Genomic DNA, 22,885 nt, shown 5'->3' with positions numbered 1-22,885 from the left:
ACCCCGGTCGCGATGACCGGGGCCTTCTTCAATGGAGCGAACGACGAGGTTCGAACTCGCGACCTCAACCTTGGCAAGGTTGCGCTCTACCAACTGAGCTACGTTCGCATTGCCTCCGACCAGCTATCACTGATCGGTGCGAGCACCAGCCTACCGCACCCAGAAGGGTGCCTGGTCGGCGATGCAGAGCGGGTGACAGGAATTGCACACTGCGCCTTCCCCCTGGAAGGGGGATGTTCTACTACTGAACTACACCCGCAAGACTCCGTGTGGTTCGGCCTTTCGGCCTTGCCCCTCGGCGTGCTCCAGACTTTAGCCGACCGGCGGGGGTGCAGGTCAAGTCGGTTGCCGAGGGGCCCTCCTGGCCGGCCGTCGACCGAGGTCGGGGCGGCTGCGGCGGAGAACTCAGTTGGCCGCCTCGAACGCCTCGTAGACCTTCTTCGGGATGCGGCCGCGCGGCGGCACGTCCATCTGGTGCGAGCGCGCCCAGGCGCGGACGGCCGCCGGGTCCGGCGTCACCGCCGTGTGCCGGAAGACCTTGCCGGACTTCGACTGCTTGCGGGCCGCGTCGAGGTACGGGGCGAGCGCCGTGCGCAGTTTCTTGGCATTGGTTTGATTGAGGTCGATCTCGTACGACTTGCCGTCAAGACCGAAAGTGATGGTTTCCGCCGCTTCCCCGCCGTCGATGTCGTCAGAGAGAGTGACCACGACACGCTGCGCCACGAATATCGGTCCCTTCGTGCGGTCCCACCGCGTTGACGTGCGGTGATGCCGACTGTCCGGCTGTTAGGGGCACTGTTATGTGCAAAGCATCGGCTAATGCCTTTTCCTTTGTACAGTGCCTGGCATTGCATTGTGAAGCCCGACTAAATCCGTCCGCGTGTCCGGGGGCAATGGTGTCGCGTGATCTTTTCCTGGATTTTTCGCGAAGGTCCCCTGTTCGGTACGCAGATGGATGCAGGAACGTGACCGTCCTCACGTAGGATTCTACGAATCTACGCGAGTAGAATTTTTGTGCGGGTAGTCTGAAGGGACCGCTCAGCCAGCACCACACACCGGGAGTGCCAGTGGCACGCGTCGTAGTCGACGTCATGCTCAAGCCGGAGATCCTCGACCCCCAGGGCCAGGCGGTGCAGCGTGCACTGCCGCGCCTCGGATTCAAGGGGATCGCCGACGTACGTCAGGGAAAGCGCTTCGAACTCGAGGTGGACGGGCCCGTCGATGACGCAGCCCTCGCCCGTATCCACGAGATGGCGGAAACCTTCCTCGCCAACACCGTGATCGAAGACTTCTTCGTAAAGGTGGAGGAAGAGAAGTGACCGCTCGAATCGGAGTCGTCACTTTCCCCGGAACCCTCGACGACCGCGACACCCAGCGCGCCGTGCGCGTCGCCGGTGCCGAAGCCGTGCCGCTCTGGCACCGGGACAAGGACCTGAAGCAGGTCGACGCCGTGGTCCTTCCCGGCGGATTCTCGTACGGCGACTATCTGCGGGCCGGGGCCATTTCACGGTTTTCGCCCGTCATGGAGTCGGTCATCGAGCAGGCGAAGGCCGGGATGCCGGTCCTCGGTATCTGCAACGGCTTCCAGGTGCTCACCGAGTCCCACCTGCTGCCCGGCGCGATGCTGAAGAACAACCACCTGCACTTCATCTGCCGCGACCAGAAGCTGCGCGTGGAGACGTCCGACACCGCCTGGACCGCCGATTACGAGGCCGGTCAGGAGATCTCCGTACCGCTGAAGAACATCGACGGACGGTACGTCGCCGATGAGCGGACCCTGGACATGCTCGAGGCCGAGGGGCGGGTCGTCTTCCGCTACCTGGACGTGAATCCCAACGGTTCGCTGCGGGACATCGCCGGTGTCTCCAACGCCGCGGGCAACGTCGTCGGCCTCATGCCGCACCCCGAGCACGCCGTCGAGCCGCTGGTCGGGACCGGTGGCACCGACGGCCTGGGATTCTTCACCTCGATCCTGAAGAAGCTGGTCAACGTCTGATGACTCTGGACACCGTCAAGCACGCCGCCGAGACCCCCGAGGTCAAGCTGCCCTGGGCCGAACTGGGCCTGAAGGAAGACGAGTACGCGCGCGTACGCGAGATCCTGGGCCGCCGTCCCACCGGCGCCGAGCTCGCCATGTACTCCGTCATGTGGTCCGAGCACTGCTCGTACAAGAGCAGCAAGGTGCACCTGCGCCAGTTCGGCGAGAAGGCCCCCGACAACGACGCGATGCTCGTCGGCATCGGTGAGAACGCCGGCGTCGTCGACGTCGGCAACGGCTACGCGGTCACCTTCAAGGTCGAGTCGCACAACCACCCCTCGTACGTCGAGCCCTACCAGGGCGCGGCCACCGGTGTCGGCGGCATCGTCCGCGACATCATCGCGATGGGTGCCCGCCCGGTCGCGGTCGTGGACCCGCTGCGGATGGGCGACGCCCACCACCCCGACACCAAGCGCGTGCTCCCCGGTGTCGTCGCGGGCATCGGCGGCTACGGCAACTGCCTGGGCCTGCCGAACATCGGCGGCGAGCTCGTCTTCGACGCCTGCTATCAGGGCAATCCGCTGGTCAATGCCGGTGCGATCGGTGTGATGCGGCACGAGGACATCCACCTCGCGAAGGCTTCCGGCCCCGGCAACAAGGTCATCCTCTACGGGGCTCGCACGGGCGGCGACGGCATCGGCGGCGCCTCGATCCTCGCGAGTGAGACCTTCGACGACACCAAGCCGTCCAAGCGTCCCGCCGTCCAGGTCGGCGACCCCTTCCAGGAGAAGCTCCTCATCGAGTGCACCCTGGAGGCCTTCGCCGAGAAGCTGGTCGTCGGCATCCAGGACCTCGGTGCGGCCGGTCTCTCCTGTGCGACCTCCGAGCTGGCGTCCAACGGCTCCGGCGGCATGCGCGTCGAGCTGGACGACGTACCGCTTCGCGACTCCACGCTCACTCCCGAGGAGATCCTCATGAGTGAGTCGCAGGAGCGCATGTGCGCGGTCGTCGAGCCGGAGAAGGTCGAGCGCTTCCTCGCGATCTGCGAGAAGTGGGACGTCATCGCCACCGTCGTCGGTGAGGTGACCGACGGCGACCGCCTGGAGATCTTCTGGCACGGCGAGAAGATCGTCGACCTCGACCCGCGCACCGTCGCCCACGACGGTCCGGTCTACGAGCGTCCGTACGCGCGGCCGAAGTGGCAGGACGCCCTGCAGGCGGACGACGCGAACAAGCTGGCTCGTCCGAAGACTTCGGACGAGCTGCGCGAGCAGGTCCTCGCCGTCGTCGCGTCGCCGAACCAGGCCTCCAAGGCGTGGGTGACGGATCAGTACGACCGTTTCGTGCAGGGCAACACGGTGCTCGCGCAGCCCGAGGACTCCGGCATGGTCCGCATCGACGAGGAGACCGGCCTCGGTGTCGCCCTCGCCAATGACGGCAACGGCCGCTACTCGAAGCTCGACCCGTACGCGGGCGCGCAGCTCGCCCTGTCGGAGGCGTACCGCAACGTCGCCGCGACGGGTGCCCGGCCGCTCGCCGTCTCGGACTGCCTGAACTTCGGTTCGCCCGAGGACCCGGACGTGATGTGGCAGTTCGCCGAGACCACCCGTGGTCTCGCCGACGCCTGCCAGATCCTGGGCACCCCGGTGACCGGGGGCAACGTCTCGCTCTACAACCAGACGGGCGAGGCGGCGATCCACCCGACCCCGGTCGTCTCGGTGCTGGGAGTGATCGACGACGTCGCGCGCCGCACGCCGATCGCCTTCGCCGAAGAGGGCCAGCTGCTCTACCTCCTCGGGGACACCCGCGAGGAGTTCGGCGGCTCGGCCTGGTCGCAGGTCGTCCACGACCACCTCGGCGGGCTTCCCCCGAAGGTCGACCTGGAGCGCGAGCGGCTGCTCGCCGAGATCCTCATCTCGGCCTCGCGCGACGGCATGATCGACGCCGCGCACGACCTGTCCGACGGTGGCCTGGCTCAGGCCGTCGCCGAGTCCTGTCTGCGGGGTGGGAAGGGTGCGCGTCTGATCGTGCCCGACGGCCTCGACGCGTTCACCCTCCTGTTCAGTGAATCGGCGGGGCGCGCGGTCGTCGCCGTACCGAGGAGCGAGGAGCTGCGCTTCACCGACATGTGCGGGGCGCGGGGCCTTCCCGTGACGCGTATCGGTGTGGTCGACGGTGACGCCGTGGACGTACAGGGCGAGTTCACCCTCTCCCTGGCCGAGATCCGCGAGGCGCACGAGGGGACCCTGCCGGGGCTCTTCGCCTGACGTTTCCGCTCGAAGCCCCCGTTCGGACCTGGTCCGGGCGGGGGCTTCGGCGTTTCCGGGGACTGGGCTTGCACGACATTACGTAATTACGTAATCTCAAGACCATGGATCTGGAAGAGCGCGTCGCCGAGCTCGAACGGCGCATGGCGGAGCTGGAGAGCGCGGGCCCGGCCGTGCCCGCCGTGGGAGAGGGTGACTTCTGGGCCCTCGACGCGCTGAAGGCGCGGCACCCGGTGACGGAGGACGCGGACGGCGCTGTCCTGTTCACCGGAGCGGTGCGCGTGCCGACGGGGCATCGGTACGAGTGGCAGTACGGCCTGCTCACCGAGACGGTGTTCGAGGGCGACTGGTCCGAGGCCGCCGAGTCGTTCGCCGCGCTCGGCAATCCCGTACGGCTGCGGCTGCTGCGGGAGATCCTCGGCGGGCTGCGCACGGCCGCCGAGCTGGCCGCGCTGCCGGACGCCGGCACGACCGGGCAGATCTATCACCACCTGCGCCAACTGACCGGCGCCGGCTGGCTGCACACCACGGGGCGCGGCCGATACGAGGTCCCTGCCGGGCGGGTGGTGCCGCTGCTCGTGGTGCTCACCGCCGCGCGCCCCGTGACCTGACCGTTTTCTGTACGGGTCTTCCGTACGGGTCTTCTGTGCGGATCTTCTGTACGGATCTTCTGTACGAGGGGGAAGTTATGTCCGTAGGCGTACGCAAGCTCGCCGCCGTGGCCCAGCGTGTGCTGTGGCTGATCTTCTTTGGCCAGTTCGTCGTCGAGCACTTCGTGGGACTGCCGTACAACTACTGGGTGAGCTGGCTGCCCCTGCTCGGCGCCATCGCCATCAGTCTGTCGACCTCCCGCTCCGCCCGCCGGCGGATCGAGGCGGAGCCCCCGGCGCCGGTCGAGGTCGAGGCGCCGGTCACCGGCCGCTGGTCCGCGCTGAACAGCCCCGCCGACAAGGTGCCGAGCCACGGCACGCACAACCTCGGGCAGACCTACGCCATCGACATCACGGCCGAGCCGGAGGAGGGGCCTGCCCGCCCCGCCCCCGTCTGGTTCTGGCCCGTCGCCCGGCGCGGCCAGGCCTACCCCGCCTTCGGGGCGCCGCTGCACGCGGCGTCCGATGCCACCGTCGTGCACGCCGAGGACGACCAGCGCGATCACCTCAGCCGCAGCTCCCTCCTCGGGGTTCTGTACTTCTGGCTGATCGAGGGCGCCGGCAGGTCGCTCGGCGGAACCCGCCGCATCGTCGGCAACCACATCGTGCTCGACCTCGGTGAGGGGACGTACGCCATGTACGCCCACGTCCAGCAAGGCTCGCTCGACGTCCGCGCCGGGGACAAGGTGACGGCCGGGCAGGTCATCGCCCGCTGCGGCAACTCCGGGAACTCGACCGAACCGCATGTGCACTTCCAGCTGATGGACGGCCCGGACCTGGAGACGGCGCGCGGCGTCCCGTTCAGCTGGCGCGGCGTCGGAGTGCCCGCCAACCGCGAGACGTTCACGGTGGGGGAAGAGGCCGTCCCGGTACCGTGACCTGCATGACTGAGGAGCTCGGGCTGCGCGAGCGCAAGAAGAGGCAGACCGCGTCGCGGATCTGGCGGGCGGCGGTGGACCTCTGCTCCGAGCGCGGGTTCGACCATGTCTCCGTGGCGGAGATCGCCGAGGCGGCCGAGGTGTCGAAGATGACCGTCTTCAACTACTTCGGCACCAAGGAAGGCGTGATCGTCAGCCCCATGGAGGAGCACGTCGGCGACGCCGCCCGCGCGGTGCGCGAGCGCGGGCCCGGCGACTCCGCGGTCACGGCACTGCGCGAGGCGTTCCTCGAGCAGGTCGCCGCGCGCGACCCCGCGGTCGGCCTCAGCGGCGACCCGCGCGCCCTGAAGGTGCGCCAACTGATCGGCGACACGCCGACGTTGGCGCACCGCATGGTCCTCTTCCACATGCGCGCCCTGCAGCTCCTCGAGGACGCACTCGCCGAGGAGACCGGCGACCCCTTCCTGGCGCGGGTCGCCGCAGGCCAACTGCTCGGCGCCCGCAACGCGCTCATCATGGAGAACCAGCGCCGCACCCTCGAAGGCGAGCCGCTCGACGCGATCGCCGACACCTGCGCCGCCTACGCCGAGCGCGCCTTCGACCAGGTCGAAAAGGGTCTCCAGGCCTACCCGGGACCGCATTAGGCTCGGCCCCATGCCACCGGCCAAGAAGCGCACGCGTACGTACGACCCCGCCAAGATCCGCACCGCCGTGCGCGCCCAGTTCGGGAACGTACGCGACGCGGTCGCCGCCCTGGAGCCCGAGCAGCTCGCCCTGCCGACCCGGCTCGGGGAGTGGACCGTCCGCGAGCTCGCCGCGCACATCACCATGGCGCTCGGCGCCGTCAGCCGCTTCCTCGCCATGCCGGAGCCCGCGGCGCGCGAAGTGGCCCTGCTCGACTGGCCGTTCGCGACGGCGTCGGCCGCCGCGCAGGTCGACGAGGCGTCGCGGGCGTTCGCCGCGCAGGACCTCGGCGAGCTGTACGCGCACACGCTCACCGCCTACGACGAGGCGCTGTCCGGGGTGGTCGCCGCAGGCCGCCTGACGCCGACCCGGTTCGGCGCGATGACCCTCGACGACTTCCTGGTCACCCGCACCGTCGAACTGATCGTCCACACCGACGACCTGAACGACGCCGTGCCGGGCCTCGACGTCGCGTACGACCGCCAGGCCCTGGCCGCCTGCACCCGGCTGCTCGCCGACGCCCTCGCGGTGAAGGCACCCGGCGGCGCCGTCGAGGTGCGGGTGCCGCCGTTCGCCGTGGTCCAGTGCGTACAGGGGCCCCGGCACACCCGCGGCACCCCGCCGAACGTCGTCGAGACCGACCCGCTGACCTGGATCCGCCTGGCGACCGGGCGTACGGACTGGAAGTCGGCGCTCGACGAGGCGAAGGTCAGCGCGAGCGGGGAGCGCGCGGATCTGGCGGGGCTGCTGCCGGTCATGAGTTAGCCGGGGCCCGGGAGGGCGACGGGAACCAGAACCCCCACTTGTCCCGTCACAGCGGCATGCAGAAGACGCGACTGACCACCACCGCCATAGCTCTCGCCGCCGCGGGGCTGCTCACCGCGTGCGGCACCGAGACCGGATCGGGCAACGGCAAGGGCGGCGGTTCCGTCGCGTCCGAGCTGCCCATCACCGGAGTGCACTGGAACGTCGAGAGCCTCACGGTGGACGGCAAGAAACAGCGGGCCCCGGGCGGCACCTACGTCACGATCGACGACAAGGGGAAGGCCCAGGGCAACTACGGCTGCAACGGCTTCTCCGCGGACGTGTCCGTCGACGGCGACAAGATCGACTTCGGCAATGCCACGTCGACCGACATGGGCTGCGACAAGCTGGACTTCGAGGAGACCCTCACGCGCACCCTCGGCAACGGCGAGCTGAAGGCCGAGGCCGACGGGGGCAAGCTGACGCTCACCACCGAGAAGGGGGACCGCGTGGCTCTCACCTCCGAGCCCGACGCCCCGCTGACGGGCACCAAGTGGACGTTGAACGCCATCGGCGACGGCGAGGTGACGACCTCCCTGCCGAAGGAGGTGGACGGCAAGGCCCATCTGACCTTCGGCAAGGACGGCACCGTCCGCGGCAACCTCGGCTGCAACAACGTCACGGCCAAGGCCGAGGTGCGGGGCGACCAGATCACCCTGGGCGCGCCCCGGAGCACCCGGATGATGTGCGAGGGGCCGGCCGCCGAGACCGAGAAGAAGCTCCTCAAGCTCTTTGACGGCAAGGTGAGTTACCGGCTGACGCACCGGGGTCTGACGCTCACTGCCGCCGACGGCACGGTCGTCAGCGCGAATGCTGACCTGAAGACGCACTAGTTTGTCGGCTGCGGCGCTGTGGGGGCCTGTCGCGCAGTTCCCCGCGCCCCTACGGGGCGCTTAGCTGCGGCGGCGTGACTTCAGGAGGAACGCGCCGCCTGACGCGAGGAGCAGTGCGCCGCCGATGGAGTAGGCGAGGGTGGTGTCGGAGTTGCCGCCGGTCTCGGCGAGTTCGGTGGGATCGCCTTCGGGGCGGGCGTCGTTGGGCTTCTCCGCAGCCTGCTCGGGCTTGGCCGGAGCCGCCACCCCGTTCAGGCTCACCTTGACGGTCGCGGACTCCGCCCCCGCCTTCACGACCTCTACCTTCACCTTCCGCGCCTCGTCCGTCAGCGCCGTCCCCGCCTTCAGGGCGTCCGCGTCGGCATCCGAAGTCGGGTCAAGGAGAGCGGACTTGGCGTAGTCGCCGCCCGGCACCCGGTAGGCGTGCACGCCCTGGATCTCGCCGTCGACGGTGCCGGACTCGTGCCGCAGCTCCACGACCAGGCGGTCGTCACCCAGCGGGATGTCGAGCGCGCGGACCCCGCCGCCACTCCCGTACAGCGGACGCAACGTATACGTACCGGACTTGCCGACTTTCGCGACCTCGCCACCCGTCAGCCACTTGTTGTGAAGGAGCTCCGGCGAGTTGAGCCCGGCCTCCCAACCGCCGCCGCCCATCGGGGTCTTGTGGCTGGTGCCGTCCTCCTTGCAGTCCGCCCCGAGGTCCCCTTCGGAGCAGCGGAGCCGCATCCATGGGCGCGCCCAGCCCGACCTGGTCGGTGAGTAGTCGGGCAGATACCCGCAGTGCCACTTCCCGATCAGCGCCGTCGCGTACCCGGCGTCCCGCAGCAGCCAGGCCAGCGTGGGATGCGTCGGCTCGAGCCCGACGGACCTGTCCGCTATCGGCTCCGCGAGCCCACCCTTCGTACGCCCCGGAAAGCGCCCCGTGTAGAGGCTGAACCGGGTCGGCGAGCAGGTCGCGGACCCGGAGTAGGCATCGGTGAACCGCACGCCCTGGCGCGCGAGGCGGTCCAGGTTCGGCGTGCTGATGTGCGGCGACCCGTAGGAGGAGAGATCCGCCCACCCCAGGTCGTCGCCGAGGACGAACAGGATGTTCGGCCGCTTGCCGCCGGGGCGCCGGGCCGCACGGAAGGGCCGCTCGCGGGCCTCGGCGGCGGCAGCCCCACCGCGGCGGCGGCACCGGCTCTCCCACCGCGCCCCCGAAGGCGCGTCGGGACAGAGCGGACTGGTCGTACGAAGACATGGCTGCGCTCCTGAAGAGAGGCCCCGCACAGGAGCCCCGAAGAAGGGAAGGAAAGGCGGCTTCAGGCGGCGCGGCGACAGATGGCGCTCGCGACACGGACCAGGTCGACGTGGCGGCGCTCCACAAGGGTGACCGTCGGGTCACCGAGGGGCTGCTGGGGCATGGATCAGGAGCCTCACGTGCGCCCCGGCCCCTGTCAACGCACCCCGTCACCTGTTCACACGGGCTTAGTACTCCAGGTGCGTACAGTCACCGTGTTCACGCTCCGTAGAGGGCCCGTATCCCCAATTCGGACCAGTGGTCGATCTCGCCTACACTCGGAGTTGTGCCACGTGGTGACGGTCGACTCAATCACGATCTGCTCCCCGGCGAGAAAGGCCCCCAGGACGCTTGTGGCGTCTTCGGTGTCTGGGCTCCGGGCGAAGAGGTCGCAAAGCTCACGTACTTCGGGCTCTACGCCCTCCAGCATCGGGGCCAGGAATCCGCGGGAATCGCGGTCAGCAACGGCTCCCAGATCCTCGTCTTCAAGGACATGGGGCTCGTTTCCCAGGTCTTCGACGAAACCTCTCTCAGCTCGCTCCAGGGTCATATCGCGGTCGGTCACGCCCGCTACTCGACCACCGGGGCCTCCGTATGGGAGAACGCCCAGCCGACGTTCCGTGCCACCGCGCACGGCTCCATCGCGCTCGGGCACAACGGCAACCTCGTCAACACGGCCCAGCTCGCCGAGCTGGTCGCCGAGCTGCCCAAGGAGAACGGCCGCGCGACCCAGGTCGCGGCGACCAACGACACCGACCTGGTGACGGCACTCCTCGCGGGCCAGGTGGACGACGACGGCAAGCCGCTGACCATCGAAGACGCCGCCATGAAGGTCCTCCCGGACGTCCAGGGCGCCTTCTCGCTCGTCTTCATGGACGAGCACACGCTGTACGCGGCCCGCGACCCGCAGGGCATCCGCCCGCTGGTCCTCGGCCGCCTGGAGCGCGGCTGGGTCGTCGCATCGGAGTCCGCCGCGCTCGACATCTGCGGCGCGAGCTTCGTCCGCGAGGTCGAGCCGGGCGAGTTCATCGCGATCGACGAGAACGGACTGCGAACGTCCCGATTCGCGGAAGCGAAGCCCAAGGGCTGTGTCTTCGAGTACGTCTATCTGGCGCGCCCCGACACGGACATCGCCGGCCGGAACGTCTACCTCTCGCGCGTCGAGATGGGTCGGAAACTCGCCAAGGAAGCTCCCGTCGAGGCCGACCTCGTCATAGCGACCCCGGAGTCCGGAACGCCCGCCGCGATCGGTTACGCGGAAGCGTCCGGCATCCCCTTCGGCGCCGGTCTGGTCAAGAACGCCTATGTCGGCCGGACCTTCATCCAGCCCTCGCAGACGATCCGCCAGCTCGGCATCCGCCTCAAGCTGAACCCCCTCAAGGAAGTCATCAAGGGCAAGCGTCTGGTCGTCGTCGACGACTCGATCGTCCGCGGCAACACCCAGCGCGCCCTGGTCAAGATGCTCCGCGAGGCCGGGGCCGCCGAGATCCACATCCGGATCTCGTCCCCGCCCGTGAAGTGGCCCTGCTTCTTCGGCATCGACTTCGCGACCCGCGCCGAGCTCATCGCCAACGGCATGACGATCGACGAGATCGCCACCTCCATGGGCGCCGACTCGCTCTCGTACATCTCCATCGACGGCATGATCGAGGCCACGACCATCGACAAGCCGAACCTCTGCCGCGCCTGCTTCGACGGCGAGTACCCGATGGACCTGCCCGACCCCGAGCTGCTCGGCAAGCAGCTTCTGGAGACGGAGCTGGCCGCCGGTCCGGCGTCCACGGCAGCGGCCGACGCGATCCGTCGCCCGTAAGCCACCCGTAGTAACGACACGAAAGCTCTCAATCACCATGCCTGAGACCACTGGTGCCAGCTACGCAGCCGCAGGCGTAGACATCGAGGCGGGCGACCGCGCCGTCGAGCTGATGAAGGAGTGGGTCAAGAAGACCCAGCGTCCCGAGGTCGCGGGCCTCGGCGGCCTCGGCGGCCTCGGCGGCTTCGCCGGGCTCTTCGACGCATCGGCCCTCAAGCGCTTCGAGCGCCCGCTGCTCGCCTCCGCGACCGACGGCGTCGGCACGAAGGTGGACATCGCCCGCCAGCTCGGCGTGTACGACACCATCGGCCACGACCTCGTCGCGATGGTCATGGACGACATCGTCGTCTGCGGCGCCGAGCCGCTCTTCATGACCGACTACATCTGCGTCGGCAAGGTCCACCCGGAGCGCGTCGCGGCCATCGTGAAGGGCATCGCCGAGGGCTGTGTCCTCGCGGGCTGCTCGCTCGTCGGCGGCGAGACGGCGGAGCACCCGGGCCTGCTCGGCCCGGACGACTTCGACGTCGCCGGCGCCGGTACGGGCGCCGTGGAGGCCGACCGGCTGCTCGGCCCCGATCGCATCCGTAAGGGTGACGCGGTCATCGCCATGGCGGCATCGGGTCTTCACTCGAACGGGTACTCGCTCGTCCGGCACGTGGTCTTCGACCGCGCGGGATGGACCCTGGACCGCAAGGTCGAGGAGTTCGGCCGCACGCTCGGCGAGGAGCTCCTGGAGCCCACCAAGATCTACTCCCTGGACTGCCTGGCGCTCACCCGCACCACGGACGTCCACGCGTTCAGCCACATCACCGGCGGCGGCCTCGCGGCGAACCTCGCCCGGGTCATCCCGGACGGCCTGCACGCGATCGTCGACCGCGAGACGTGGACGCCCGGCGCGGTCTTCGACGTCGTCGGCAAGGCGGGCCAGGTCGAGCGCCTGGAGCTGGAGAAGACGCTGAACATGGGCGTCGGCATGATGGCGATCGTCCCCGAGGAATCGGCGGACGCGGCCCTGACGACCCTCGCGGACCGTGGCGTGGAGGCCTGGATCGCGGGCGAGATCACCGACCGCGGAGACCACGCCACGGGCGCCGCCCTGATCGGTGACTACGCGAAGTAGTAGCCCGGTGAGGGCAGTCTCCGGACTGCCCTCAGGGCAGCACAAAACCCGGCCCGGCGTGATGACCACCCCGGACCGGGTGAAGTGCAGTTGCTACGAGAACTGCGAATGCTGCAAGTGCTGCGAATGCAACGAGGTCAAGCGCCGCGGCGCTGCGACGAAGGACCGGACTCATCGGCAGAGTCGTCGTCCTCGTCGTCGTTATACAGATCCGCGTACTGGGCGTACGGGTCGTCTTCCTCGTCGTCGTCCTCGAACGGCTCGCCATTCGGCGGCTGTTGCGAAGTCGAAGCGCCCAGCTCATTGGCCAGACGCGAGAGGTCAGTCCCGCCGCTGCTGTACTTCAGCTGGCGGGCGACCTTCGTCTGCTTGGCCTTTGCCCGGCCGCGCCCCATGGCTCGACCCCCTCGGATATGGGGCTTGGTGACCCCAGAGTCTTGACACGCGTTCATGATCAGGAACGGGCTCTCCGTGGAGAGGCCGGTCCGTAGGGCTTCCACGGTACCTGCTCCTGCGGCCATACGGTACGTCGCCCGCAGGACGCGCCTCGGCGCAGAACCCGCGAGGAGCCCCGTCCTCGCTGGTCAACTGCGATTTTAACCTCTTCTTGCCGGGCGACCCGCCGACGGGGGTGAGTCTTGTCTCGCCGGTACGTCGACGGGGCCCTGTCAAAGCCTCTGCGGGGTCAGCGGCGGCGGGCCTCCGCCATCCGCTGCTCGGCGATCCTGTCGGCCGCGGCGGCCGGCGGAATACCGTCCTCCTTCGCGCGAGCGAATATGGCAAGAGTGGTGTCGAAGATCTTCGACGCCTTCGCCTTGCACCGGTCGAAGTCGAAGCCGTGCAGCTCGTCGGCTACCTGGATCACGCCGCCCGCGTTCACCACGTAGTCCGGCGCGTAGAGGATCCCGCGGTCGGCGAGGTCCTTCTCGACGCCCGGGTGCTCGAGCTGGTTGTTGGCGGCGCCGCAGACCACCTTCGCGGTGAGCACCGGCACGGAGTCGTCGTTCAGGGCTCCGCCGAGCGCGCAGGGGGCGTACACGTCGAGGCCCTCGACCCTGATCAGCGCCTCGGTGTCGGCGACGGCGGTCACGGACGGGTGCTTGTCGGTGATCCTGCGTACGGACTCCTCGCGCACATCGGTGATCACGACCTCGGCGCCGTCCTGAAGGAGGTGTTCGACGAGGTGGTGGCCGACCTTGCCGACGCCCGCGACGCCGACCTTGCGGCCGCGCAGCGACGGGTCGCCCCACAGGTGCTGCGCGGAGGCGCGCATGCCCTGGAAGACGCCGAAGGCGGTGAGCACGGAGGAGTCGCCCGCGCCGCCGTTCTCGGGGGAGCGCCCGGTGGTCCAGCGGCACTCACGTGCGACGACGTCCATGTCGGCGACGTACGTACCGACGTCGCACGCCGTCACGTAGCGGCCGCCGAGCGAGGCCACGAAGCGCCCGTAGGCGAGGAGCAGCTCCTCGCTCTTGATCTTCTCCGGGTCGCCGATGATCACGGCCTTGCCGCCGCCGTGGTCGAGCCCGGCCATGGCGTTCTTGTACGACATCCCGCGCGCGAGGTTCAGCGCGTCCGCGACGGCGGCTTCCTCGCTCGCGTACGGATAGAAACGGGTGCCGCCGAGGGCGGGGCCCAGGGCGGTGGAGTGGATGGCGATGACGGCCTTGAGGCCGCTGGCGCGGTCCTGGCAGAGCACGACTTGCTCGTGGCCACCCTGTTCCGAGTGGAACAGGGTGTGCAGGACGCCGTTGTCTGCTTCGGTCACTGTGGTGACTCCCGGTCGAGTAGCGGCGGTTGGGGCGGGCGCCCGTGCGGGTGGCGGGGCCCGATGGGCATGAGACTAGAGCCTGTCCACCGCCCCGGACCGCGCAGTGCCGAGGATCACCCTCTCCCGGCGCAGGAAGGAGTACGGCGGAGTTCGGCCATGGCACGATTTGCAGTGTTTTCCAGCCGGTGTGCGGGGGAGGGAGCAGCCGTGCCCAAGGTGTCCTCGTTGATCGTCCCGTACGCGTCCTACTTGCGTGTCTATGAGCCGCTGGCGGCCTTCCCGGAGCCGGAGCGCGGCCACTGGGCGCGCTACGCGCGTCGCCGGGACCGTCCCTCGTACCAGGACGAACTCCGTGGCTCCCTGGCCGACTTGCTGCCCACGCCGCCGATCCCGGTCCCGGTGCACGAGAGCGGCGACGCGTTCGTGGTGGAGGCCGACGGGGTGGTGTGCGTCTGTCCGTGGCGCACCCGGCTGCGCGGCTGGCAGGCGCTCGGGGAGCTGCCGGGGCAGTTGCCCGCGCCGGTCCTCGACGCGGTCCTGCCGCCGGTGGTGCGCCGCCAGACGGCCGCGGACTACGAACGGTGGCTGGCCCGCAATCCGGACGCCCGCCCCTGGATCCGTACGTCGACGTGGCAGGTGCCGCTGAACTGGTTCGTGCTCGTCGCGGACGAGGAGCGGCAGTACGAGAAGGGGACGGCGGAGTCCCCGCCGGTCCTTCGCTACCGGACGCCGATGGTCCAGGCGCGGCGGCGGGTGGCCCGTGGGCTTCGGACGCTGCGGGACGCGATCGACGAGGGGCCGCTCGTCGACGGGCTCATGGATGTCGGGCGGTGGCTGGAGGAGTTCCACCCGCGCTCGCTGGTGGAGCTCGACTACGGCGGGCTCGTGCACGCCCTGCCGGAGGAGCTGCTCGAGGGTGACCACTCGGCGGCGGATGTGGCTGAGGGGATCGAGGCGCTGCGCAACGGCGACGGCGAGGGTGCCGGCGAGGCGTATGCGAGGCTCATGGAGCGGTGGCGCGCGGTCCGGGACCGTCAGTTCTCGAACTGAGCTCTGGAACTGACGTCTGATCGCCGAGGACTTATGGTCTCTCCTACGTGCCGCCTACACGGGACGTAGGTCCCGATCCGGGCTTTTGTATCAAGCGTGACGGACCGCACTTAGCGGGGCCTTGCGCCCATCGCCCCCCCTCGTGCCAAAATAGGACAAGGAGTCCGGGGAGGGCTCCTTCCGCCCATGTATGGGCGGAATACTCGGCATTGCACGCTATGGGGGGTCTGTTGACTCCTGATCGCTCTGTGACTGATCGTCACTGTGACGTGACTGTCCGCTATGGCATGGTCCATCGGCTTCCGTCGCTGATAGACACCTGGGAGGGCAATTCCATCGGTTTGGCCGACGTGGCTGGACGGATGGTGTAGTTGTAGTGCCGAGGACAAGCCGTTCGTCCTATAACCGACTCGACTCGCGTCCGCCATTTCGGGCAACGCGGGTCAAGGTGCAGAATTTAGAGGAATGAACCGAGAAGGTTCGGTTCTCCGAGGAGGCCGCTCATGACCGCTCGCACCCCTGATGCCGAGCCGCTGCTGACCCCGGCTGAGGTCGCCACGATGTTCCGCGTCGACCCCAAGACGGTGACGCGCTGGGCCAAGGCTGGCAAGCTCACGTCGATTCGCACGCTCGGCGGGCATCGCCGTTACCGCGAGGCTGAGGTCCGCGCACTGCTCGCGGGTATCCCGCAGCAGCGCAGCGAGGCCTGATTTACCGCATAACCGCAGTATCCAGGACGAACAGCACGACCGCTGTCGGGTCCCCCAATCCGGCCGCACCGTCCGAACCAATAGCTACACGCGACGCGGGTCCCGCCCCAACGGGCCCCACGCCTGAGCCTCATGGGTGAGTCGTTCGATCGCGCTGGACTCCGCCGGGTCCAGCGCGATCTTTTTTGTGCGCCCTGGAAGTGCCGGTGAGAGGCCCTGTGAGCGGGCTTGTTGGTCTCTGAGGGGTGCCGTTGCGCTACCGGCGAGTCAGCTGGGCGGAGGCCGCGCGGTGGCCGCTCCGGGTGGTGCAATTGCACATATTAAATTGACCTGTTGTAGGACGGGTGTAAGTTCCGGGGTTTTGAAAACTCCCTCGGTGACACCCGTCACACGCCGTGACTCTTGTTGCCCATGACACCTCTGGGCTAGAGGAGATGCCGGATTCGCGTTCCGCGCCCACGAGTTCAGCCTCCCACCGCGGAGACGGCCTGCGGGGCGGCTTTGGTCATACGTTGGGGGGACTTTCGTCCTCGCCGCTCTCACAGCCGCCCTGAGGGACGGGAGCGGCCTCCAGGGCGAGCCGCTGCAGCCGGTGGCAGATCGGGCAGTGCCGGGTCAGATGGCGGTACCCGGTCGCGGCCGCCAGATGGGCCCGCAACAGGGCGCGCGTCTCGTGCTGTGCGGACATAGCCATACGCCACCTCCGTACCTCTACGGGGAGCGTCCCGCTCGCTCCCTGTTGTCTGGGTACCGGCGGAATGTGACGCAGTCAAGGTGCGGGCACGACAACGGGCCGCATCCTCAAGGGGATACGGCCCGATCTCTTACGGCGGTCCTGACGGGATTTGAACCCGCGGCCTCCACCTTGACAGGGTGGCGAGCACTCCAAACTGCTCCACAGGACCTTGCTTTTGCGGCGCCCGCGCGACGGAGTCGCATAGTGACTTCGCCTGCGTTGCGCTGCGAGAAGAGACTCTACAGCAGCCCTGGCCCACCGGTCGAACTCACGCTGCGCGATGGGCCCGTCACGCCTGAAGGGGCTACGGAGCCGCCGCGTCGATCGCCTTCACGATCCGCTTGTCCGAGACCGGGTACGCCGTGCCGAGCGCGTGCGCGAAGTAGCTGACGCGGAGCTCCTCGATCATCCAGCGGATGTCCAGGACCTCCTGGGGCACGGGGCGACCCGGCGGCAACTGCTCCAGGAGCCAGGCGTACTCGTCCCGCATCTCGTGGACCTTCCCCATCCGCGAGGTGTCCCGCTGGACGTTCGTCGGCATCTGCTGGAGGCGCCGGTCGGCGGCCACCATGTACCGCATCAGGTCCGGCAGCCGGCGCAGCCCCGTCGCCGTCACGAAGCCCGGCCGGATCAGCGCGTCCAACTGCGCCCGTACGTCCGTGAGGTTGGCCAGGAGCGTCGGGCTCTTCGTGGACTTCAGGCGGCCCTCACAGGCCTGCCAGGCGGCGAGCACCTGCTGGACCTGGCCGACCGTCCGCACCGTCGCGTCGACGATCTCGGCGCGCACCTTCTCGTACAGCTTGCGGTACGACTCCTCGTCCCAGGCGGGACCCCCGAAGTCGCCGATCAGCTTGTCCGCGGCGGCCATCGCGCAGTCGGCGAAGAGCGCCTGGATGGAGCCGTGCGGGTTCGCGGACAGGGCGATCTTCTGCGCGTTGTTCAGCTTGTCCGAGGCGAACTTGGCCGGATTCACCGGGATGTTGCGCAGAATGAGGCGGCGCGTGCCCTTCCACATGGCCTGCTGCTGCTCGGCCTCCGTGTCGAAGAGGCGTACGGACACGGTGTCTCCGTCGTCCACGAGCGCCGGGTACGCCTTCACCGGCTGGCCCGCCCGCCGGGTCTCGAAGACGCGGCTGAGGGCGCCGATCGACCAGTCGGTGAGGCCCGTCCGCTCGACCGCCGAGCCGCCCGTGCGCTCGGCGGTCGCGGCAGCCGCCTGGGAGAGGGCCTTGCGCGCCTTCGGGCGGAGCTGGAGCTTCAGGGCCTCCAGATCCTTGTCCTCGGCGAGCTTCTTGCGCCGCTCGTCGGTGATCCGGAAGGTGATCTTCAAGTGGTCCGGTACGCGGGTGAGGTCGAAGTCGTCCGGGGAGACGGGGACACCGACCATCCGCTGCAACTCGCGGGCGAGGGTGACATGCAGCGGCTCCTGAAGCGGCACCGCGCGCTCCAGGAACGCCTTCGCGTAGTTGGGAGCCGGGACGTAGTGGCGGCGGACCGGCTTCGGCAGGGAGCGGATCAGCTCGATCACGACCTCCTCGCGCAGGCCCGGGATCTGCCAGTCGAAGCCCTCGTCCGTGACCTGGTTGAGGACCTGGAGCGGGACGTGGACGGTCACGCCGTCCGCGTCGGCCCCCGGCTCGAACTGGTACGTCACGCGGAACTTGAGCTGCCCCTGCCGCCACGAGTCGGGGTAGTCGTCCTTGGAGACGTCCCCCGCCTTCTCGTTGATCAGCATCGAGCGCTCGAAGTCGAGCAGTTCGGGCTCTTCCCGCTGCTTCTTCTTCCACCAGGAGTCGAAGTGCGCCCCGGAGACGACCTCTTCGGGCACCCGCTGGTCGTAGAAGTCGAAGAGCGTCTCGTCGTCGACGAGGATGTCGCGGCGCCGGGCCCGGTGCTCCAGCTCCTCGACCTCGGTCAGGAGCTTGCGGTTGGCGGCGAAGAACTTGTGGTGCGTACGCCAGTCGCCCTCGACGAGCGCGTTGCGGATGAACAGATCGCGGGAGACCTCGGGGTCGATGCGGCCGTAGTTCACCTTGCGGTCGGTGACGAGTGGTACGCCGTACAGCGTCACCTTCTCTATCGCCATGACCGCCGCCTGGTCCTTCTCCCAGTGCGGCTCGCTGTACGTCCGCTTCAGGAGGTGCTCGGCGAGCGGCTCGACCCACTCGGGCTCGATGCGGGCGTTCACGCGGGCCCACAGGCGCGAAGTCTCTACCAGCTCGGCCGACATGATGAAGCGCGGCGGCTTCTTGAAGAGCGCCGAGCCCGGGAAGACCGCGAACTTCGCGTTGCGCGCGCCCAGGTATTCGTTGCGACCGCCCCGCTGCTTGGGGTCGCTGTCCTTCGACTCCTTCACGTCCTTCATCCCGATGTGGGAGAGGAGACCGGCGAGGAGGGAGATGTGGACCTGCTGCTCGGGGGCGTCGTCCTCGTTCAGATGGATGCCCATCTGCTTGGCGACCGTACGCAGCTGCGTGTAAATGTCCTGCCACTCGCGGATGCGCAGGAAGTTCAGGTACTCCGACTTGCACATCCGGCGGAACGACGACGAGCCGCGCTCCTTCTGCTGCTCTCTGACGTACCGCCACAGGTTCAGGAAGGCGAGGAAGTCCGACGTCTCGTCCTTGAAGCGGGCGTGCTGCTGGTCCGCCTGCGTCTGCTTCTCGGCCGGGCGCTCGCGCGGGTCCTGGATGGAGAGCGCCGCCGCGATCACCATGACCTCGCGTACGCAGCCGTTCTTGTCGGCCTCCAGGACCATCCGGGCCAGGCGCGGGTCCACCGGCAGCTGGGCGAGCTTGCGGCCCTGCGGGGTGAGCCGCTTGCGTACGTCCTTCTGCGTGGGGTCGAGCGCGCCGAGCTCCTGGAGGAGCTGGACGCCGTCGCGGATGTTGCGATGGTCCGGCGGGTCGATGAAGGGGAACTTCTCGATCTCGCCGAGGCCGGCCGCGGTCATCTGGAGGATGACGCTCGCCAGGTTCGTACGGAGGATCTCCGCGTCCGTGAACTCCGGGCGGGAGACGAAGTCGTCCTCGGAGTAGAGCCGGATGCAGATGCCGTCCGACGTACGGCCGCAACGGCCCTTGCGCTGGTTGGCGCTGGCCTGGCTGATCGCCTCGATGGGCAGCCGCTGCACCTTCGTACGGTGGCTGTAGCGGGAGATGCGGGCCGTTCCCGGGTCGATCACGTACTTGATGCCCGGGACGGTCAGGGAGGTCTCGGCGACGTTCGTGGCGAGGACGATCCGGCGGCCCGTGTGCTGCTGGAAGACGCGGTGCTGCTCGGCGTGCGAGAGCCGGGCGTAGAGCGGGAGGACTTCCGTGAACCGGTAGTTCTTCTTGTTCAGCGCGTCCGCCGTGTCGCGGATCTCGCGCTCTCCGGAGAGGAAGACGAGGATGTCGCCCTTCCCCTCCGACTGGAGCTCCTCGACGGCGTCCGTGATCGCGGTGATCTGGTCGCGGTCCGTGTCGTCGCTGTCCTCTTCGAGGAGCGGGCGATAGCGCACCTCGACGGGATACGTACGGCCGCTGACCTCGACGATCGGGGCTTCCCCGAAATGTCTGGAGAACCGCTCCGGGTCGATCGTCGCCGAGGTGATGACGACCTTCAGGTCCGGGCGTTTGGGCAGCAGCTGGGCGAGATAGCCCAGCAGGAAGTCGATGTTGAGCGAGCGCTCGTGGGCCTCGTCGATGATGATCGTGTCGTACGCGCGCAGCTCGCGGTCCGTCTGGATCTCGGCCAGCAGGATGCCGTCCGTCATCAGCTTCACGTACGTGTCGCCGCCGACCTGGTCGGTGAAGCGGACCTTCCAGCCGACCGCCTCGCCCAGCGGGGTGTTCAGCTCGTCGGCGACGCGCTCGGCGACCGTGCGGGCGGCGATACGGCGGGGCTGGGTGTGCCCGATCATGCCGCGCACGCCGCGGCCGAGTTCCATGCAGATCTTGGGGATCTGCGTCGTCTTGCCGGAGCCCGTCTCGCCCGCGACGATCACGACCTGGTGGTCGCGTATCGCCGCCGCGATGTCGTCCTTCTTCTGGCTGACCGGCAGTTCTTCCGGATACGTGATCGCGGGCAGGCGGCTGCCCCGCTCGGCCATCCGCGCCGCGGCCTTGTCGACTTCCGCCGAGATCTCGGCGATGACGGCGGCGCGGGCCTCGGGCTTGCGGATCCGGCGCGCACCCTCGAGCCGGCGGCCGATCCGGTGCTCATCGCGCAGCGAGAGCTCGGACAGGCGCGGGGCGAGGGTGTCGAGAGTGAGGGCAGGCTGCGTAGACATACGGCGTCCAGGATCTCACTCGCCGCTCGGAGGTGGCGAACCGATTTCTCTGCGGGGGCGCCCCGGGACGTACGATTCCGGGGATGTTGCCCCGAGTGCGTACGCGATGGTGCCCCCTGCTGGCGGTGCTGCTCGTCGTGCTCGGCGCGTTCTGCGCACCCGCGGTGGCCGCCGATCCGGTGGCGAAGCCCGCGGCGTCCGCGGCGTCCGTGCAGGCCAAGGAGTCCACCGGTGGCCCCGGCTGCGGCAAGGGCGGTCAGCAGGACGCCGGTCAGGCGCCCGCGGCCCCTGCGCGCTCCAGTTCCGCGTACGAGCTGCTCCCGGCCCTGCACCAGGCCCATGCCGCGTCCGGCGCCTGGGGCGCCGACCAGACGGTGCTGTCCCTCACACCGGAGCGCGGTCCGCCGCCGCTCGCGCCGCCGACGCCGATAGATCTCTCCGTCCTGCGCGTGTAGATGCCCCTGCCCGGGCCCCTACAACGACGTACCAGGAACGAGAGAGAACTCCCTCATGCCCAAGAACAACAACAACAAAAAGAAGAACATCGCCATCGGCGCGGGTGTCGCCGCCGCCGCGCTGCTCCTCGGCGTCGCCTCCTACACCGCGACCAAGCCCGACGAGCCCTCCTCGGTCACCGCCGAGGAGGAGCCCGCCGCGGACGTCTCGGCCGACCCGCAGGCCGGGGTCTACCCGGAGCTGGCGAAGCTGGCCCGCCGCGACGGCAAGGACCCGCTGGCGCAGGGGCGCGCGGACGCACCCGTCGTGATGATCGAGTACGCCGACTTCAAGTGCGGCTACTGCGGGAAGTTCGCCCGCGACACCGAGCCCGGCCTGGTGAAGAAGTACGTCGACGAGGGCACCCTGCGCATCGAGTGGCGCAACTTCCCGATCTTCGGCGAGGACTCCGAGCGGGCCGCGCGGGGCGCGTGGGCGGCGGGGAAGCAGGGGCGCTTCTGGCAGTTCCACGAGGCGGCGTACGCGGAGGGCGCCAAGGAGAAGGGCTTCGGCGACGGCCGGCTGAAGGAGCTGGCGCGCGAGGCCGGGGTCAAGGACGTCGGCCGCTTCTCGGACGACGTGAAGAGCGCCGCCGCCACGGCCGCCGTGAAGAAGGACCAGGAGGAGGCGTACGGCCTGGGGGCCACGTCCACCCCGTCCTTCCTGGTCAACGGGCGGCCCATTTCCGGCGCCCAGCCGGACGAGGTCTTCGACCAGGCGATCGAGCAGGCGGCTGCCGCCGAGGACAAGGCGGGGAAGAAGTGACCGCCGATGTGGGGTACTTCGCGGCGTTCCTCGGCGGTCTCCTCGCCCTGGTGAGCCCGTGCAGCGCGCTGCTCCTGCCCGCCTTCTTCGCGTACTCGATCGACTCGACGTCACGCCTCCTCGCGCGCACCGGCATCTTCTACGCCGGGCTCGCGACGACGCTCGTGCCGCTGGGCGCCGCGGGATCGGTCGCCGGGCGGTTCTTCTTCGGGCACCGCGATCAGCTGGTGCTGGCCGCCGGGTGGCTGATCATCGCGCTCGGGGTGCTGCAGGTCGTGGGCATGGGGTTCGCCTCACGGCGGATGGCCGAGCTCTCGGGCCGGATCCGGCCGACGACGGCGGTCTCCGTGTACGCGCTCGGGGCGGTGTACGGGCTCGCGGGGTTCTGCGCGGGGCCGATCCTCGGCAGCGTCCTGACGGTGGCGGCGGTCAGCGGGAGCCCGGTCTACGGCGGGCTGCTGCTCGCCGTCTACGCGCTCGGCATGGCCGTGCCGCTGTTCGTGCTCGCGCTGCTCTGGGAGCGGTTCGACCTCGGGCGGCGGCGCTGGCTGCGGGGGCGGGCGTTCCGGCTCGGCCGCTTCGAACTGCACACGACCTCGCTCCTGTCGGGGCTCTTCTTCGTCGCCCTGGGGGCGCTCTTCCTCGCGTACGACGGGACCACCGCGCTGCCGGGTCTCCTCGACGTGGACGACTCGTTCGCGGTGGAGCGGTGGGCCGGGGGAGTGGGCAGGGCGGTGCCGGACTCCGCGCTGATCGCGGGGGTGGTGGTCCTGGTG

At 69.1% G+C, this 22,885-nt stretch carries 22 protein-coding genes and 3 tRNA genes; 15 read left to right on the top strand and 10 right to left on the bottom strand.

What is annotated here, in order from left to right:
* Nucleotides 1-32 precede the first annotated feature (32 nt).
* The 3 genes from E2651_RS17545 to E2651_RS17535 form a co-directional block, all read right to left on the bottom strand.
* A tRNA-Gly gene (locus tag E2651_RS17545) sits at nt 33-108 on the bottom strand.
* A gap of 79 nt (nt 109-187) precedes the next feature.
* Nucleotides 188-259, bottom strand: a tRNA-Gly gene (locus E2651_RS17540).
* 146 nt (nt 260-405) lie between these two features.
* Entirely contained in the window at nt 406-723 is a 318-nt protein-coding gene (locus tag E2651_RS17535) for an Lsr2 family protein (protein WP_135332093.1), read from the bottom strand.
* Nucleotides 724-1,067: 344 nt separating this feature from the next.
* Between E2651_RS17535 and purS the strand changes: the two genes are divergently transcribed.
* The 8 genes from purS (at nt 1,068) to E2651_RS17495 (ending at nt 8,094) form a co-directional block, all read left to right on the top strand.
* Nucleotides 1,068-1,319, top strand: coding sequence for a phosphoribosylformylglycinamidine synthase subunit PurS (purS, locus tag E2651_RS17530; RefSeq protein ID WP_135332092.1), 252 nt, complete (start codon nt 1,068-1,070; stop codon nt 1,317-1,319).
* The gene (gene purQ / locus E2651_RS17525) at nt 1,316-1,996 is read left to right on the top strand and encodes a phosphoribosylformylglycinamidine synthase subunit PurQ (RefSeq protein ID WP_135332091.1); all 681 of its coding nucleotides are present in this window, start codon (nt 1,316-1,318) and stop codon (nt 1,994-1,996) included. The genes purS and purQ overlap by 4 nt, the downstream gene beginning before the upstream one ends.
* A complete protein-coding gene (gene purL / locus E2651_RS17520; RefSeq protein ID WP_135332090.1) occupies nt 1,996-4,245 on the top strand; it encodes a phosphoribosylformylglycinamidine synthase subunit PurL in 2,250 nt (749 codons plus the stop codon). The genes purQ and purL overlap by 1 nt, the downstream gene beginning before the upstream one ends.
* Before the next feature lie 104 nt (nt 4,246-4,349).
* Nucleotides 4,350-4,856: a helix-turn-helix domain-containing protein gene (locus tag E2651_RS17515; protein ID WP_135332089.1), complete on the top strand. Its 507-nt coding sequence runs from the start codon at nt 4,350-4,352 to the stop codon at nt 4,854-4,856.
* Nucleotides 4,857-4,933: 77 nt separating this feature from the next.
* Nucleotides 4,934-5,773 (top strand): M23 family metallopeptidase, encoded by an 840-nt coding sequence (locus E2651_RS17510; RefSeq protein WP_135332088.1) that lies wholly within the window; start codon nt 4,934-4,936, stop codon nt 5,771-5,773.
* A 5-nt stretch (nt 5,774-5,778) separates the two neighbouring features.
* On the top strand, nt 5,779-6,417 hold the full coding sequence (locus E2651_RS17505) for a TetR/AcrR family transcriptional regulator (protein WP_135332087.1): 639 nt from the start codon (nt 5,779-5,781) through the stop codon (nt 6,415-6,417).
* A 10-nt stretch (nt 6,418-6,427) separates the two neighbouring features.
* Nucleotides 6,428-7,222 carry a maleylpyruvate isomerase family mycothiol-dependent enzyme gene (locus E2651_RS17500; RefSeq protein ID WP_135332086.1) on the top strand — a complete coding sequence of 265 codons (795 nt, stop codon included), beginning with the start codon at nt 6,428-6,430 and terminating at the stop codon, nt 7,220-7,222.
* 38 nt (nt 7,223-7,260) lie between these two features.
* The gene (locus tag E2651_RS17495) at nt 7,261-8,094 is read left to right on the top strand and encodes an META domain-containing protein (protein WP_245238937.1); all 834 of its coding nucleotides are present in this window, start codon (nt 7,261-7,263) and stop codon (nt 8,092-8,094) included.
* Nucleotides 8,095-8,154: 60 nt separating this feature from the next.
* On the opposite strand, the gene E2651_RS45310 is transcribed toward E2651_RS17495, so the two are convergent.
* The gene (locus E2651_RS45310) at nt 8,155-9,366 is read right to left on the bottom strand and encodes a sulfatase-like hydrolase/transferase (protein ID WP_135332084.1); all 1,212 of its coding nucleotides are present in this window, start codon (nt 9,364-9,366) and stop codon (nt 8,155-8,157) included.
* Between the two features lie 32 nt (nt 9,367-9,398).
* A complete protein-coding gene (locus E2651_RS46125) occupies nt 9,399-9,500 on the bottom strand; it encodes a putative leader peptide (protein ID WP_323178604.1) in 102 nt (33 codons plus the stop codon).
* A 162-nt stretch (nt 9,501-9,662) separates the two neighbouring features.
* Here E2651_RS46125 and purF point away from each other — a divergent pair, with 162 nt between their 5' ends.
* The gene (purF, locus tag E2651_RS17485; protein ID WP_135332083.1) at nt 9,663-11,189 is read left to right on the top strand and encodes an amidophosphoribosyltransferase; all 1,527 of its coding nucleotides are present in this window, start codon (nt 9,663-9,665) and stop codon (nt 11,187-11,189) included.
* Between the two features lie 37 nt (nt 11,190-11,226).
* A complete protein-coding gene (gene purM / locus E2651_RS17480) occupies nt 11,227-12,309 on the top strand; it encodes a phosphoribosylformylglycinamidine cyclo-ligase (RefSeq protein WP_135332082.1) in 1,083 nt (360 codons plus the stop codon).
* A 137-nt stretch (nt 12,310-12,446) separates the two neighbouring features.
* Here the strand turns inward: purM and E2651_RS17475 are convergent, their stop codons facing one another.
* Nucleotides 12,447-12,704 carry a DUF3073 domain-containing protein gene (locus tag E2651_RS17475; protein ID WP_135332081.1) on the bottom strand — a complete coding sequence of 86 codons (258 nt, stop codon included), beginning with the start codon at nt 12,702-12,704 and terminating at the stop codon, nt 12,447-12,449.
* Nucleotides 12,705-12,994: 290 nt separating this feature from the next.
* Nucleotides 12,995-14,077: a Glu/Leu/Phe/Val dehydrogenase dimerization domain-containing protein gene (locus tag E2651_RS17470; RefSeq protein ID WP_135332080.1), complete on the bottom strand. Its 1,083-nt coding sequence runs from the start codon at nt 14,075-14,077 to the stop codon at nt 12,995-12,997.
* Nucleotides 14,078-14,287: 210 nt separating this feature from the next.
* Here E2651_RS17470 and E2651_RS17465 point away from each other — a divergent pair, with 210 nt between their 5' ends.
* Both E2651_RS17465 and bldC read left to right on the top strand, forming a co-directional pair.
* A complete protein-coding gene (locus tag E2651_RS17465) occupies nt 14,288-15,130 on the top strand; it encodes a hypothetical protein (RefSeq protein WP_135332079.1) in 843 nt (280 codons plus the stop codon).
* A gap of 503 nt (nt 15,131-15,633) precedes the next feature.
* Nucleotides 15,634-15,840 (top strand): developmental transcriptional regulator BldC, encoded by a 207-nt coding sequence (gene bldC, locus E2651_RS17460; protein WP_003949541.1) that lies wholly within the window; start codon nt 15,634-15,636, stop codon nt 15,838-15,840.
* Between the two features lie 505 nt (nt 15,841-16,345).
* On the opposite strand, the gene E2651_RS17455 is transcribed toward bldC, so the two are convergent.
* The 3 genes from E2651_RS17455 to hrpA all read right to left on the bottom strand — a co-directional run bounded on the left by E2651_RS17455 (nt 16,346) and on the right by hrpA (nt 20,849).
* The gene (locus tag E2651_RS17455; protein ID WP_135332078.1) at nt 16,346-16,534 is read right to left on the bottom strand and encodes a DUF6274 family protein; all 189 of its coding nucleotides are present in this window, start codon (nt 16,532-16,534) and stop codon (nt 16,346-16,348) included.
* Between the two features lie 136 nt (nt 16,535-16,670).
* Nucleotides 16,671-16,745, bottom strand: a tRNA-Asp gene (locus tag E2651_RS17450).
* A 135-nt stretch (nt 16,746-16,880) separates the two neighbouring features.
* The gene (hrpA, locus tag E2651_RS17445; RefSeq protein WP_135332077.1) at nt 16,881-20,849 is read right to left on the bottom strand and encodes an ATP-dependent RNA helicase HrpA; all 3,969 of its coding nucleotides are present in this window, start codon (nt 20,847-20,849) and stop codon (nt 16,881-16,883) included.
* 83 nt (nt 20,850-20,932) lie between these two features.
* Between hrpA and E2651_RS17440 the strand changes: the two genes are divergently transcribed.
* From E2651_RS17440 to E2651_RS17430, 3 genes are all read left to right on the top strand, one after another.
* Nucleotides 20,933-21,304 (top strand): hypothetical protein, encoded by a 372-nt coding sequence (locus E2651_RS17440; protein ID WP_135332076.1) that lies wholly within the window; start codon nt 20,933-20,935, stop codon nt 21,302-21,304.
* Nucleotides 21,305-21,359: 55 nt separating this feature from the next.
* Entirely contained in the window at nt 21,360-22,109 is a 750-nt protein-coding gene (locus E2651_RS17435; RefSeq protein ID WP_135332075.1) for a DsbA family protein, read from the top strand.
* The coding region (locus E2651_RS17430; RefSeq protein WP_135332074.1) for a cytochrome c biogenesis CcdA family protein at nt 22,106-22,885 on the top strand (780 nt) is incomplete at its 3' end. The genes E2651_RS17435 and E2651_RS17430, both read left to right, overlap by 4 nt.

Source organism: Streptomyces sp. MZ04 (assembly GCF_004684775.1).
Taxonomy (GTDB): Bacteria; Actinomycetota; Actinomycetes; order Streptomycetales; family Streptomycetaceae; genus Streptomyces.
Note: the sequence above shows the minus strand (reverse complement) of the source record. Positions and strands in the feature narration are given on the sequence as shown.